Origin of the sequence: Streptomyces bullii, assembly GCF_042657145.1 — a bacterium.
Classification (GTDB): Bacteria; Actinomycetota; Actinomycetes; order Streptomycetales; family Streptomycetaceae; genus Streptomyces; species Streptomyces bullii.
In genome coordinates this window covers 1-12,933 of the sequence record NZ_JBHSNY010000007.1, presented here as the reverse complement: position 1 = coordinate 12,933, position 12,933 = coordinate 1, and the positions used below count along the sequence as shown (strand labels likewise).

The following is a 12,933-nucleotide window of genomic DNA, read 5'->3' as shown; positions in this document are numbered from 1 at the left end:
GTCAGGGGTCGCGCGCGGCGTCCCGGTACAGCTCGGCCGCCTCCGCGCCGAGCACGACACTGTAGGAGACGTCCGGTGACGTCCCGCCCTCCTCATGCCCGCCCAGCACCCCGACGACCTGCCCGTCACCGTTCACCCAGGGGCTGCCGCTGGTGCCGCCGCTGAAGCCCGGGCACTGGATGCGCTGCTGGGTGGAGCTGTGCGCGATCGGCTTGTTGGTGCAGGTGACGGGCGTCTCGCGCGAGTCGGGATACCCGGTGACGGTCACGGCCGTGGCCCCCGTCGCCGTACCGGTGGTGAACCGGTTGGCGCCCACCACGTCCTCCACCCCCTTCCCGCCCCGGGGAGCGAGCACCGCGAACGCCACGTCGCTGTCCTCGTCCTGCCCCTTGGCCCACCCGTCCGGCAGGAACCGCCGCTTCACCCTCCACACCCCGTACGGTGCCCGGCCGTCCCGGTACCCGGGCACGAACACCAGCTCCCCGGTGCCGTCCAGACAGTGCGCCGCGGTGACGACGAGGTTCCGGTACGGCCCGTGCACCACGGAGGCGGTGCAGAAGTGCCCGCCGGCCGGCCGAGAGGCCCGTCCGGCGGGGAACAGCGCCCCCACCCGCGCGCTGCGCGCGTTCACCGCCGCCGTGACGGTCACCCCGAGGGGCCCGGTCCCGTCGTCCGCGGCGGCGACGGAGGCCGAGGTCACGGCAGCCAGCAGCACGAGCACGCCGAGCAGCGCGCGCCCGCGCGGGCCCAGGAGGCGGAGGGTGCGCTTCATCGGCCCCACTGTGGGCCACGAAGGTGAGAGAAACGTCAAACGGACCGATGGACGCGCACCGGTACCCGTCGCCTCACACCCGCTGACTCTCCGTCACGGAAGCGAACGCGCCACGGAGTCCCCGTGCCGGCCCGTTCGCGCCGCCCGGACACCCCCGGTTAGCCTTCACCCGGAGAACGAGGTGACGACCTTTCACCCGCCCGACCGCCACAAACGGGCAAAGGCCTGAAAGGTGCTCAACCGCGGAACCACACCGCAGGTTCCGCTGCGGCCTCGTTGCCCGGCGTGACCTGCCGTGATACACAGAGTGACCATACGACTCTTCGTACACCGGTCCGCGCCTCCCTTAGGCGCCGGCACGGACCGATGGCAAGGTATTCGTACGAAACCCGCCAATCAATGACGCCAAGTCGACATACGACAGCGTCATTGTCGGCGAGAATGAGGCCTGACCTCTGCACGACCGCAGAGGATGCGGAACTACCCAACAGGGGCGGTGACTTACATGCTCTTTGCGGCCGACAAGGGAGACATCAACACCATCATCGGCGGGATCGCTCCGGACTGGGGGCCCTTCGGCAGCCTGGGCAACGAGGCCAAGACGATGATCCAGGTGGTGATGGCATTCGCCATCCTGCTCTGCCTCGGCATCGCCGTCTGGGGCGCCGCCAAGCAGCGCATCGGGGCGACGGCCCTTCGCGACACCTTCAGCGCCGAACAGGGCAAGGGCCTCATCATCGCGGGCCTGACCGGAGTCTTCATCATCGGCTCACTCGGCACGCTCTTCACCATCGTGTACGGCATGGCCGTGTAGGCCGGGCCGCCCCGTCCCGACCGGGCACGCCCGGCTCCCCCTCCATCCCACCCGCCCGTCGTGCCCACCGGCTGAGGTTGCGTTTCCCTGATGTCGAGTCACCACACCGCGCCCGCGCGGGAACCAGCACGGCTACCGTCGTACGTGGAGTACGAGGAGTACGACCGACACGAGGAGTTTCCGCACGACGTCGAGGGGGCGTACGCGGCATGAGTCTCGGAGACGAGCACGAAGCCTCCGGCGGGTACGGCGGCACGGGCCAGACCCGCACCCGCCTGCCCGACGGAGGCGCTGACCTGTACGGCGGCGCCCGCCGCGGCCGGTCGTCCTCCCGCAGCCTCGTCACGGTGGTGGGCGTGGTGGTCCTCCTCATCGCGGCGATCGCCTTCGCGAACCGCGGAGGAGACGATTCCGCCGCCCCGGGCGACACGGAGAACAAACCGGAAACCTCAGCCACAGCCCCGTCGGGCCAACGCCCGGTCCGGTCCAAGACCAACACCATCCCCACGGGCTACGCCCATGACCGACAGGGGGCGGAGAGCGCGGCGGCGAATTACGCGGTCGCCCTGGGCTCGGCGGAGATGTTCAACAAGGACCGGCGGGACGCCATCCTTCGGACGATCATCGTTCCTGCACGGGTCGCCGACTTGCAGGCAAAGTTGGACAACGCGTACACACCTGGGTTCAACAAGAACGTCGGCCTGAACGAGGACGGCTCCACACCCCGGGGCTACACGTTCGTCTCCCGTACCAGCCCGATCGGCACGACGGTCACCAAGGCCTCCGCCGACAGCGCGACCATTGATGTGTGGTGCAGCGGCCTTCTGGGCCTCGCGGGCGAAAACTCCACGAATCCCGTCACGAACAGTTGGTTCACCCTCACCATGCAGCTGAAGTGGACCGATGGTGACTGGAAGATCCTGACGCACTCTCAGAAGGACGGTCCGGCGCCGGTGCCCGGCGACGAGAGGGCCTCCACCGCGGACGAGATGGCGAAGGCCGTCGAGGAGTACGGAGGGTTCACTTATGCCCGCTAATCGCCGCGTCCTCAAGGTCGCCGGCCTCCTCACAGCCGTGCAGACGGCAGCGGTTCTCACGGCCGCGCGTGCCTTCGCCGCGCCCACGCCGACACCGACGCCGTCCCAGAGCACCGACTGTTCGCTGATCGCTCCTCCCGCCAGGAAGTACTGTGAGGAAGGCGGCGGTTCAGGGGGAGGGGGTGGCGCTTCGACCCTCGACCCCACCTCCACCCTCGACCCCCTCTCCTCCCTCGCCCAGGGCTGTGCCAAAGCTGCCTCCTGGACCGTCGAGAAGCTCAGCGGTGCCGTGCAGGACACCGCCGACGTCGACTTCACGAACCCCAGGTTCCTCCAGCAGTACGCGGTCGTCTTCGCCGCGTCGACGATCCTGACCCTCCTGCTGTGGCTGCTGGCCGTGGCCAAGCGGGCCGTACGCGGCGTGCCCCTGTCCACCGCCCTGTCCGAAGCCATCGGCTTCCTCTGGCTCACGGTCCTGGCCTCCGCCTTCACCCCGCTGATCCTCTACACCGTCGTGTCCGCCACCGACGGCGTCACCGAAGTCCTGGCCAAAGCCACCGGCGACCAGACGGACGCCTTCTTCGGCACGTTCGCCGCCGCCCTGGAGAAGGGCGATGACATCGGCGGCGGCCCGATCATGCTGATCGTCGTCTCGCTGGTCAGCATCCTCGCCGCCGGCGTCCTGTGGCTGGAGCTCGTCATCCGCGCCGCCCTGCTCTACGTCGGCGCCCTGCTCGGCACCGTCGTCTACGCGGGCCTGGTCGACAAGAACCTGTGGGGCCACGTCCGCCGCTGGGCGGGCATCATGATCGCGGTCATCCTCGTCAAGCCCGTCATCGTCATCGTGCTCGGCCTCGCCGGCGCGCTCTCCGCCGACGACGGCCCGGACGCCTTCTCCGCCGTCGTCTCCGGCCTCGCCATCATCCTGCTCGCCATCTTCGCCAGCGCGATGATCTACCGCTTCGTCCCCGGCTTCGGCGACGAGATCGCCGGCTCCCGCAACAACCGCCTCATGCAGGGCGCCGAGGGCAAGGCCGCGGCCGTCATCAGCTCCCCGGCCACCCTGGTCGCCCAGGGCATCAAGACCCACAGCTCCCGCGCCGACCACAACGGCTCGGGCACCCAGTCCTCCGCCCCCCGCCCCTCCAACCCCGCCTCCGGTGGAGTCGCCGCGCACAGCGCGCGCGCCTCGAACGGCGGCGGAACGGCCCCCTCCGCCGCACCCGCACCCCGCTCGGGCAGCCCGGTGAACACGCCTCACGCCAGCAACACCCGCACCAGCAGTACCAACCGCACGGGAGGTGAAGGGCGTTGACGACCGAGTCGCACGTGTCCCATCCGGTCACGCCCCGCCGTACATATCTGATCGGCCGCGCCCGGCCGAACGCGATCATCGGCCGCAACCGCGAGACCGGCGAGATCGCGCTGATCATCGCGGGCGCGTTTCTCGGCATGATGTGCGGACTCCTCGTCCCCGTCCTGTCCCTGCGCATCGTGCTGCTGATGGGCTTCCCGCTGGTGGCGCTGGCCGCGGTGTACGTGCCGTACAAGCACCGCACGTTCTACAAGTGGTTCGAGATCAACCGCAGCTACAAGCGCACCCTGAAGCGGGGGGCGACGTACCGTTCCACCGCCATGGAGGCCGGGACCCGGCTCGACGGGCAGGAGATCGAGGTCGGGCCGCCGCCCGGGATCGGCCGCATCACCTGGCTCGCCGCGCCCTTCGGGCCCGACGAGATCGCCGTGCTGCTGCACGCCGACCGCAAGACCGTCACCGCCGCCATCGAGATCGAGGGCCCGGGCGTCGGCCTGCGCGACTCCGAGGACCAGGAGGCCCTGGTCGACCGCTTCGGCACCCTGCTCAAGCACGTGGCCAACGGCGACGGCTTCGTCACCCGCCTGCAGATGCTCGCCCGCACCCTCCCCGCCGACCCCGACGCCCATGCCAAGGACGTCGCCGTCCGCGGCGACGAGCGCTCCCCGGCCTGGCTCCAGCAGTCCTACGACCAGCTGCTGTCGATGGTGTCCACCAGCAGCGAGCAGCACCGCGCCTACCTCGTCGCCTGCATGCACTACACGCGCGAGCTGGCCGCCGAGGCCCACGCCATGGCCCGGGCGGCCCGTCCGCACGGCGGCAAGATCGACCGGGACGCCGGTCTCGCCGTCGTCATGGCCCGCGAGCTGACCGACATCTGCTCGCGCCTGCAGGAGGCGGACATCCGCGTACGGCAGCCGCTCGGCCAGGGGCGGCTGGCCTCACTGATCCACTCCATGTACGACCCGGACCACCCGATCGACCACATCCAGGCGATGACGAAACGCAATGCCTGGCCGGCCGAGCTGGACGCCACCGAGCCCACCTACCTCCAGGCCAAGACCCGCGAGTCCTCCACCCGCGCGCCCTGGTGCCACGCCACCGCCTGGGTGAAGGAGTGGCCGATGACCCCGGTGGGCGTCAACTTCCTCGCCCCGCTGCTCGTCCACACCCCGGACGTCATCCGAACGGTCGCCGTGACGATGGATCTCGAACCCACCGAGGTAGCCATCGAACGGATGCTGACCGAGAAGACCAACGACGAGGCCGAGGCCTCCCGCGCCGCCAAGATGAACCGCACCGTCGACCCCCGTGACGTCGCCGCCCACTCCCGCCTCGACCAGAGAGGCGAGGACCTAGCCAGCGGCGCGGCGGGCGTCAACCTGGTCGGCTACATCACCGTCTCCTCCCGCTCCCCCGAGGCCCTGGCCCGCGACAAGCGGACCATCAGGGCCTCGGCCGGAAAGTCGTACCTGAAGCTCGAGTGGTGCGACCGCGAGCACCACCGCGCCTTCGTGAACACACTTCCCTTCGCCACCGGCATCCGGAGGTAGGACCTGATGCGGGACCCGCTGTCCGTCCTCACCGACGCCTTCACCTCCTTCCTCTTCGGGAAGGTCGAGACGACCCGGCTGCCGGTGCGCACGTCCACGGGCCAGGCCCAGGCGGTGTACCTGCCGACCGCCGCGCCCGGCCTCGGCGACTCCGGCGTCATCATCGGCCGCGAGGTGTACTCCGGGAAGGGCTACATCTACGACCCCTTCCAGCTGTACGGCCAGCAGCTCCCCGCCCCCCACTGGCTGGTCCTCGGCGAGTCCGGCAACGGCAAGTCGGCCCTGGAGAAGACGTACGTCCTGCGCCAGCTGCGGTTCCGCGACCGCCAGGTCGTCGTCCTGGACGCGCAAGGCGAGGACGGCGTCGGCGAGTGGAACCTCATCGCGCAGGAGCTGGGGATAACTCCCATCCGGCTGGACCCGATGGCCGCCCTGGACCACGGCATCCGGCTCAACCCCCTCGACCCGTCGATCACGACGACCGGGCAGCTCGCGCTGCTGAGGACGATCATCGAGGTCGCGATGGGGCACGGCCTCGACGAGCGCTCCGGCTTCGCCCTGAAGGTCGCGCACGCCTACGTCAACGAGACCATCGTCGACCGCCAGCCCGTACTGTCCGACATCGTCGAGCAGTTGCGCCACCCGGAGCCGGAGTCGGCGGAGGCGATGAACGTCGACATAGACGACGTACGGGCCTGGGGCCTGGACGTGGCGCTGGTGCTGGACCGGCTGGTCGACGGTGACCTGCGCGGCATGTTCGACGGCCCCACCACGGTCGGCATCGACCTGGATGCGCCGCTGATCGTCTTCGACCTGTCCCACATCGACCGCAACTCCATCGCCATGCCGATCCTCATGGCGATCGTCGGCGTGTGGCTGGAGCACACCTGGATCCGCCCCGACCGCAAGAAGCGCATCTTCCTGGTCGAGGAGGCCTGGCACATCATCAACAGCCCGTTCGTGGCGCAGCTGTTCCAGCGGCTGCTGAAGTTCGGGCGGCGCCTGGGCCTGTCGTTCGTGGCGGTGGTCCACCACCTGTCGGACGTCGTGGACGGGGCGGCGGCGAAGGAGGCCGCGGCCATCCTGAAGATGGCGTCGACCAGGACGATCTACGCCCAGAAGGCGGACGAGGCCCGGGCCACCGGCCGCGTCCTGGGCCTGCCCCGCTGGGCGGTGGAGATCATCCCGACCCTCACCCCCGGCATCGCCGTCTGGGACGTCAACGGCAACGTCCAGGTCGTCAAACACCTGGTCACCGAGACCGAACGCCCGCTCGTCTTCACCGACCGCGCGATGACCGAGTCCTCCGCCGACCTTGCGGACGACGCCCTGCGCGCCGCCGAACGGGAGGCGGAGGAGCGGGCCGCGGCCTTCGTGGAGCAGCACCTGGGCGACTCCGAGTCGACGGTGGCGTAGGGGCAGGAGGCAGGGTGAGACCGGACTACCGCCACGACCAGCGCCGGGACGGCCAGCAAGGCATCCCGGACGGCCTGCTGATCGGCATCCTCGCGTTCCTCCTCGGCATGACCCTGCTGGTGTGGACCGCCACGGGCCTGGCCGGCCGGTTCGCCCACGGCTCCTGGCCGCGGGGCGTCACCTTCACCCGCACCCCTCTGGCCATGCGCCATCTCATCACCCGGCCGCAGGACATCACGGGCGCCTGGCCGGACACACCACCGGGCCAGCTCCCCGGCTACGGACTCTTCTGGGGCCTGTTCATCGGCCAGTTGATGGTGCTGTTCGTCCTCACGGTGTTCGCGATGAGCACGGCGGCCCGCTGGAAGGCCGGACGCCTGCGGCGCCGGGCCGAGCAGAGCGCGGCACTCCAGCGGCCGGCGGCAGCGCCGCAGGACCCGACCGGGACCCGGTCCCGGCACGACGTTCCGACGCCGGTCCAGCACGAGACGGCCCCACCGCGCCACCCCGACGTACCGACGGCCCGCACCGCGCCCGACGCCACGGCTCTCTCAGTGCCCCCCGACGCCGCTCCAGCGCCCCGTCATCAGTCCCCGGCTTCTCCGTTCGGCCAGGACCGGACGGGCGGACGGGAAAAGATCCTCGTAGCCCCGAGGGAGACCCGCCGGACCACCGCCACCCAAGCGGTACGCGATGCGGACGGCCCCGCCCTGATCATCACCTCCAACGCCGACCTCTGGCAGGACACCAAGGACGCCCGCGCCAAACTCGGTCCCGTCCTCCTCTACGACCCCACCCACCTCTGCGCCACCCCGTCCCGCCTCCACTGGTCCCCCACAGCCGGATGCGAGGACGGACAGACGGCTGCGCGGACAGCCACCGCCCTCCTCACCCCCGTACGCCCCACCGCCAAACTCGACCAGGCCGTCGCCGACACCGCCACCACACTCCTGCGCAGCTACCTGCACGCCGCGGCCCTGGACGGCCGCACCGTCCGCCACGTCCACCGCTGGTCCCAGGGCACCCAGCTCCAGGAAGCCGTACGCACCCTGCGGACGAACCCCAAGGCCGCGCCCGGAGCCGCCGGCGAACTCGAGGCCGCCCTCACCGCGCACCCCGAACGCCGCGACACGGCCCAGCAGTTGATCACCCGCGCGCTGTCCGCGCTGTTCACGGTCAACGTCCGCGAAGCCTGCACTCCCAACCGAAGTGATGCCCTCGCCTTGGATTCCTTCGTCCACGAAGGGGGCACGCTTTATGTGGTGGGGGAATCCATCGAGGACCCCAGGACGAATCCGGGCGCCATGCCCCTCCTGACGGCCCTCGTCTCCAACGTGGTCGAGCACGGCCGGCGCATGGCCGAACGGTCATCCTCCGGTCGGCTCGACCCACCACTGACGCTCGTCCTCGACGACGTCGCGGCCGTGGCCCCGCTGCCGCAGCTGCCGGAGCTGCTGGCCACCGGAGCGGACCGGGGCATGCCGACCCTGGCCCTGCTCCGGTCCCGGGAACAGGGCCGCGCCCGCTGGCCGGACACCGAACTGCCGGTTTGAGCAGCCCTCCAGCCCCTCAGAAGCCGCCGCAGGACGCCCCCTCAGTCCCGCTCCAGCACGAACTCCAGCTCCCGCTCCCCCGACTCCCCCACGGGCACGCTCACCCCGCTCGGCACGAAACCCACCTTGCGGTAGAACCGCTGCGCCCGCCCGTTCCCCTCGTGCACGATGAGCCGCACCCGCTCCGCCCCGTGCGCCCACGACCACTCCAGGGCGGCGTCGAACAGCACCTCGGTCAGCCCGCTCCCCCGCTCCTCGGGCCGTACGAACACCCCGACCACGTGTCCCTGCTTGCGCTCCACCGCACACCCGGCCCAGTCCGTCGTCCCGGGCTCCTCCATCAGCACGGTCAGCGTCCCCACCCACCGCCCGTCCGGGCCCTCGGCGATGATCTGCTGCGCCGCGTCCGCCCCTTCGGCCGCACCCGCCGTCCGCTCCTGCCAGAAGGAGTCCGGCCTGGCGGCCGCCTCGTCGTACGTCTCCACGAAGGCGAGGTGCGCCACCGGGTCCCGCAGCGCCGCGAGCCGCAGCTCCTTCGCCGCCGGCCACTCCTCGGGACGGACGGACCGGATCAGGTAGGTCATGCGGCCACCGTAGTACCCGGGTACGACGCCCCTCACCCCGAATACCGCCGCCGGTCCGACGCCCGCCGCCCCCGCGCGGACGAGCATCGAAGCATGATTACGGCACAGGACCTGACCAAACGCTACGGCGACAGGACGGTCGTCTCCGACCTGTCCTTCACCGTCCGCCCGGGCACCGTCACCGGCTTCCTCGGCCCGAACGGCGCCGGAAAGTCCACCACCCTGCGCATGATCCTCGGCCTGGACGCCCCCACCCGCGGCCACGCCACCGTCGGCGGACGCCGGTACGCCGCCCACCCCGCGCCCCTCACCGAGGTCGGTGCCCTGCTGGAGGCCCGCTCGGTCCACCCCGGCCGCACCGCCCACCACCACCTGCGCGCCCTCGCCCACACCCACGGCATCCCGCGCGCCCGCGTCGCACACGTCCTGGCCCTCACCGGGCTGACCGAGGTCGCCCACCGCCGCGTCAAGGGCTTCTCCCTCGGCATGGGCCAGCGCCTCGGCATCGCCGCCGCCCTGCTCGGCGACCCGGCCACCGTCATCCTCGACGAGCCGGTCAACGGCCTCGACCCGGAGGGCGTGCTGTGGATCCGCACCCTCCTGAAGTCCCTGGCCGCCGAGGGCCGTACGGTCTTCGTCTCCTCCCACCTGATGAGCGAGATGGCCCTCACCGCCGACCACCTGGTCATCATCGGCCGAGGCCGCCTCCTGGCCGACACCACGGTCGGGGACTTCGTACGGGACTCCGGCGCCGGCACCGTCAAGGTCGTCACCCCGGAAGCCGCCGCCCTCGTCCGTCTCCTCTCCGGCCCCGGCGTCGACATCACCAGCGACACCCCCGGCACCCTCCAGGTCCGCGGCGCCGACACCGAACACATCGGACGCACCGCCGCCGCCCACGCCATCCCCCTCTTCGAACTGACCCCCAGCACAGCCTCCCTGGAGGAGGCGTTCATGGACCTCACCCGCGACGCGGTGGAGTACGCCGCGACTCTGGAAGGAGCCGCGGCATGACCACCGCGAGCCTCGCCCACCGCGTCACCCCGGCCCGGGTCCTGCGCTCCGAATGGCACAAGCTGTGGACCCTGCGCTCCACCTGGATCACCCTCGTCGCGACGAGCGCCCTGACCGTCGCGATGGGCGCGGGCCTGGGCGCCGCCTACGACGGCGACGGCGAGGGACAGCTCGACACGGTCGTCCTCGTCCTCCTCGGCACCCAGTTCGCCCAGCTCAACCTGGGCGTGCTGGCCATCCTGGCCACGGCCGGCGAGTACTCCACGGGCCAGATCCGCGCCACCATGACCGCGGTCCCGCGCCGCCTGCCCGTCCTGTGGTCCAAGGCCGCCGTCCTCGCCGCGATCACCCTGCCCCTGACCCTGTGGACGAACCTCCTCACCTTCCCGCTGGCCCAGTACTTCCTCTCCGGCACCGACCAGGCCGCGGCCCTCGGCGACCCCGGTGTCCTGCGCGCCCTCGTCGGCAACGCCGTCGGCCTGACCCTCCTCACCGTCACGGCCCTCGGCATCGGAGCCCTGGCCCGCTCCGTCCCCCTGGCCACCGGCGCCTTCATCGGCCTGGTCATGATCCTCCCGGAGGTGCTGGCCATGCTCCCGTACGACATCGTCGACGACGCGGTCCGCTGCTTCCCCGGCAGGGCACTGGAGGCCCTCACCACCGCACAGCCGACCCCGGGCGCGACCTCACCGGAGGCCGCGCTCCTGGCGATGGCCCTGTGGGCGGCCGCATCCCTGGCCACGGCCGCCCTGTTCCTGAGGCGACGAGACGTGTGACGCCCGGCGGCAGAACTCCCACGATGGATCCCGTGACGGCAGAACGAGCGGCGGCAAGGACGACCGAGCCCCTCACCGAGTACCTTCAGCGCGTCACCCAGCGGGTGCGCGCCTTCGACCAGCGCCACCCGCTCGTCTGGGACCTGCACCTGACGGGATTCTGGGTGACGGCGGCGCTGATCGACTACTACGGCGGCGGCTGGCGCAACGTGGCGCGCAATTCCCACAACCCGGACTGGCTGATCCTCGCCCTGAGCCTGGGCTTCTCCGTGCCGCTCCTCTGGCGGCGCAGCCGCCCGTTCGGCGTGCTCCTGGCCATCGTCCCGGTCGCCCTGGTCAACTCCTGGACCGGCGCCGTCCTGCAAGCGGCCCTGCTCCAGCTGCTCGTCGTCTTCCACATCGCCCTGCGCCTGCGCCCGCGCATGCTGTGGTGGGCGACGGTCCTGATCACCGCGCCGGTGGTCGTGACCACCGTTCGCCACCCGAAGGGCACCGCGGACCAGGACATCGTTCCGGTGCTGATGTCGATAGCCGTAGCGGTGGCCATCGGCATCACGGTCCGCACCCGCCGCGACTACACCGAGGCCCTGGAAGAACGCGCCCGCCGCCTGGAGATCGAACGCGACCAGCAGGCCCGCCTGGCCGCCGCGGCCGAACGCGCCCGTATCGCCCGAGAGATGCACGACATCATCGGCCACAACCTCTCCGTCATCACGGGCCTCGCCGACGGCGGGAAGTACGCCGCCGCCAAGTCCCCGGAACGCGCCGCCCAGGCCCTCCACGCCATCGGCACCACCAGCCGCCAGGCCCTCGGCGAACTCCGCCGCCTGCTCGACGTCCTACGGGAGGAGGAGAAGCCGGACCACGCCGAGCTGACCCCGCAGCCCACCCTCACCGACCTCGACCAGCTCCTCGCCAACGTCCGCGCCGCCGGCCTGCCCGTCCGCACCACCACCCACGGCAACCCCACTCTTCCCCCGGGCCGCCAGCTCACCGTGTACCGCGTCATCCAGGAAGCCCTGACCAACACCCTGAAGCACGGCGGCCCGGGCGCGACCGCCGAGATCGTCCTGTCGTACGAGGACAAGGGCGCCGTGACCGCGACCGTCACCGACACCGGGAACGGGGGCCGGCCCCCTGGCCCGGGCGACGGCGGCAGGGGTCTTGCCGGAATGCGGGAGCGAACGGCCCTGTACGGCGGCACACTTGAGGCCGGTCCGCGCCCGCATCCGGAGCGCGGCTGGCGCGTCCACCTACACCTCCCGGAGGAAAGCGCGCAGTGACCACGGTCCTCATCGCCGACGACCAGCCCCTCCAGCGCTTCGGCTTCCGGATGCTCCTGGAGAGCCAGGACGACATGACGGTGCTGGGCGAAGCGTCCAACGGCAGCGAAGCGGTCCGCATGACGGCGGAGCTCCACCCGGACGTGGTCCTCATGGACATCCGTATGCCCGGCCTGGACGGCATCGAGGCCACCCGCCGTATCGCCGCCGCCGGCGACCGCACCAGGGTCCTGATCCTCACCACCTTCGACCTGGACGAGTACGCCTACGCCGGCCTGCGCGCCGGAGCGTCCGGCTTCCTCGTCAAGGACGCCCAGCCCGAGGAGCTCCTGTCCGGCGTCCGCGCCGTGGCGACGGGAGACGCGGTGGTGGCCCCCAGCCTGACCCGCCGCCTCCTGGACGCCTACGCCCATCACCTGCCGACGGGAGGGGTCACCACGGAAGCGCCGACACCGGAAGACCCCCGCCTGGCGCCCCTGACGGACCGCGAACGCGAGATCCTCACGGTTATCGGCAAGGGCTGGACGAACACGGAGATAGCCACGCGCCTCCATCTCGCCGAGTCGACCGTGAAAACGCACGTGGGCCGCATCCTCGCCAAGACCGGTTCCCGGGACAGGATCCAGGCGGTGATCCTGGCGTACGACACCAAGCTGGTGAGGCCCTCCGGAGCCTGACCGGGAAAAGCAAAAAGCCCCGCATCATACGATGCGGGGCTTTCTCAATGATTGTTCGGCGGCGTCCTACTCTCCCACAGGGTCCCCCCTGCAGTACCATCGGCGCTGTAAGGCTTAGCTTCCGGGTTCGGAATGTAAC

Annotated in this window: 13 protein-coding genes and 1 rRNA gene; 11 read left to right on the top strand and 3 right to left on the bottom strand. The window is 71.1% G+C overall.

Annotation, left to right across the window (positions count from 1 at the left end):
* Position 1: 1 nt before the first annotated feature.
* On the bottom strand, positions 2–772 hold the full coding sequence (locus tag ACFPZJ_RS20445; RefSeq protein WP_381023523.1) for a trypsin-like serine peptidase: 771 nt from the start codon (positions 770–772) through the stop codon (positions 2–4).
* A 505-nt stretch (positions 773–1,277) separates the two neighbouring features.
* Between ACFPZJ_RS20445 and ACFPZJ_RS20440 the strand changes: the two genes are divergently transcribed.
* From ACFPZJ_RS20440 to ACFPZJ_RS20410, 7 genes are all read left to right on the top strand, one after another.
* Positions 1,278–1,586: a hypothetical protein gene (locus tag ACFPZJ_RS20440; RefSeq protein WP_381023520.1), complete on the top strand. Its 309-nt coding sequence runs from the start codon at positions 1,278–1,280 to the stop codon at positions 1,584–1,586.
* A 90-nt stretch (positions 1,587–1,676) separates the two neighbouring features.
* Positions 1,677–1,799 carry a hypothetical protein gene (locus ACFPZJ_RS20435; protein WP_381023518.1) on the top strand — a complete coding sequence of 41 codons (123 nt, stop codon included), beginning with the start codon at positions 1,677–1,679 and terminating at the stop codon, positions 1,797–1,799.
* A complete protein-coding gene (locus ACFPZJ_RS20430) occupies positions 1,796–2,623 on the top strand; it encodes a DUF8175 domain-containg protein (RefSeq protein WP_381023516.1) in 828 nt (275 codons plus the stop codon). The genes ACFPZJ_RS20435 and ACFPZJ_RS20430 overlap by 4 nt, the downstream gene beginning before the upstream one ends.
* Complete coding sequence (locus tag ACFPZJ_RS20425) at positions 2,613–3,938, top strand: hypothetical protein (protein ID WP_381023514.1); 1,326 nt, start codon at positions 2,613–2,615, stop codon at positions 3,936–3,938. Before ACFPZJ_RS20430 ends, ACFPZJ_RS20425 begins: the two co-directional genes overlap by 11 nt.
* Entirely contained in the window at positions 3,935–5,491 is a 1,557-nt protein-coding gene (locus tag ACFPZJ_RS20420; protein ID WP_381023511.1) for an SCO6880 family protein, read from the top strand. Before ACFPZJ_RS20425 ends, ACFPZJ_RS20420 begins: the two co-directional genes overlap by 4 nt.
* Before the next feature lie 6 nt (positions 5,492–5,497).
* The gene (locus ACFPZJ_RS20415; RefSeq protein WP_381023510.1) at positions 5,498–6,907 is read left to right on the top strand and encodes an ATP-binding protein; all 1,410 of its coding nucleotides are present in this window, start codon (positions 5,498–5,500) and stop codon (positions 6,905–6,907) included.
* Between the two features lie 14 nt (positions 6,908–6,921).
* Positions 6,922–8,460 (top strand): TraM recognition domain-containing protein, encoded by a 1,539-nt coding sequence (locus ACFPZJ_RS20410; RefSeq protein ID WP_381023507.1) that lies wholly within the window; start codon positions 6,922–6,924, stop codon positions 8,458–8,460.
* Positions 8,461–8,501: 41 nt separating this feature from the next.
* Here ACFPZJ_RS20410 and ACFPZJ_RS20405 read toward each other — a convergent pair whose 3' ends face one another.
* Positions 8,502–9,044 carry a GNAT family N-acetyltransferase gene (locus ACFPZJ_RS20405; RefSeq protein ID WP_381023504.1) on the bottom strand — a complete coding sequence of 181 codons (543 nt, stop codon included), beginning with the start codon at positions 9,042–9,044 and terminating at the stop codon, positions 8,502–8,504.
* 93 nt (positions 9,045–9,137) lie between these two features.
* Between ACFPZJ_RS20405 and ACFPZJ_RS20400 the strand changes: the two genes are divergently transcribed.
* The 4 genes from ACFPZJ_RS20400 to ACFPZJ_RS20385 are packed head-to-tail and all read left to right on the top strand — an operon-like array spanning position 9,138 to position 12,794.
* On the top strand, positions 9,138–10,058 hold the full coding sequence (locus tag ACFPZJ_RS20400) for an ABC transporter ATP-binding protein (protein ID WP_381023501.1): 921 nt from the start codon (positions 9,138–9,140) through the stop codon (positions 10,056–10,058).
* Positions 10,055–10,834, top strand: a complete 780-nt coding sequence (locus tag ACFPZJ_RS20395; RefSeq protein WP_381023498.1) for an ABC transporter permease — start codon at positions 10,055–10,057, stop codon at positions 10,832–10,834. Before ACFPZJ_RS20400 ends, ACFPZJ_RS20395 begins: the two co-directional genes overlap by 4 nt.
* 23 nt (positions 10,835–10,857) lie before the next feature.
* A complete protein-coding gene (locus ACFPZJ_RS20390) occupies positions 10,858–12,117 on the top strand; it encodes a sensor histidine kinase (protein ID WP_381023495.1) in 1,260 nt (419 codons plus the stop codon).
* Positions 12,114–12,794, top strand: a complete 681-nt coding sequence (locus tag ACFPZJ_RS20385; protein ID WP_381023492.1) for a response regulator — start codon at positions 12,114–12,116, stop codon at positions 12,792–12,794. The genes ACFPZJ_RS20390 and ACFPZJ_RS20385 overlap by 4 nt, the downstream gene beginning before the upstream one ends.
* Before the next feature lie 53 nt (positions 12,795–12,847).
* On the opposite strand, the gene rrf is transcribed toward ACFPZJ_RS20385, so the two are convergent.
* Positions 12,848–12,933 (bottom strand): 5S ribosomal RNA (rrf, locus tag ACFPZJ_RS20380); the annotation flags it as partial.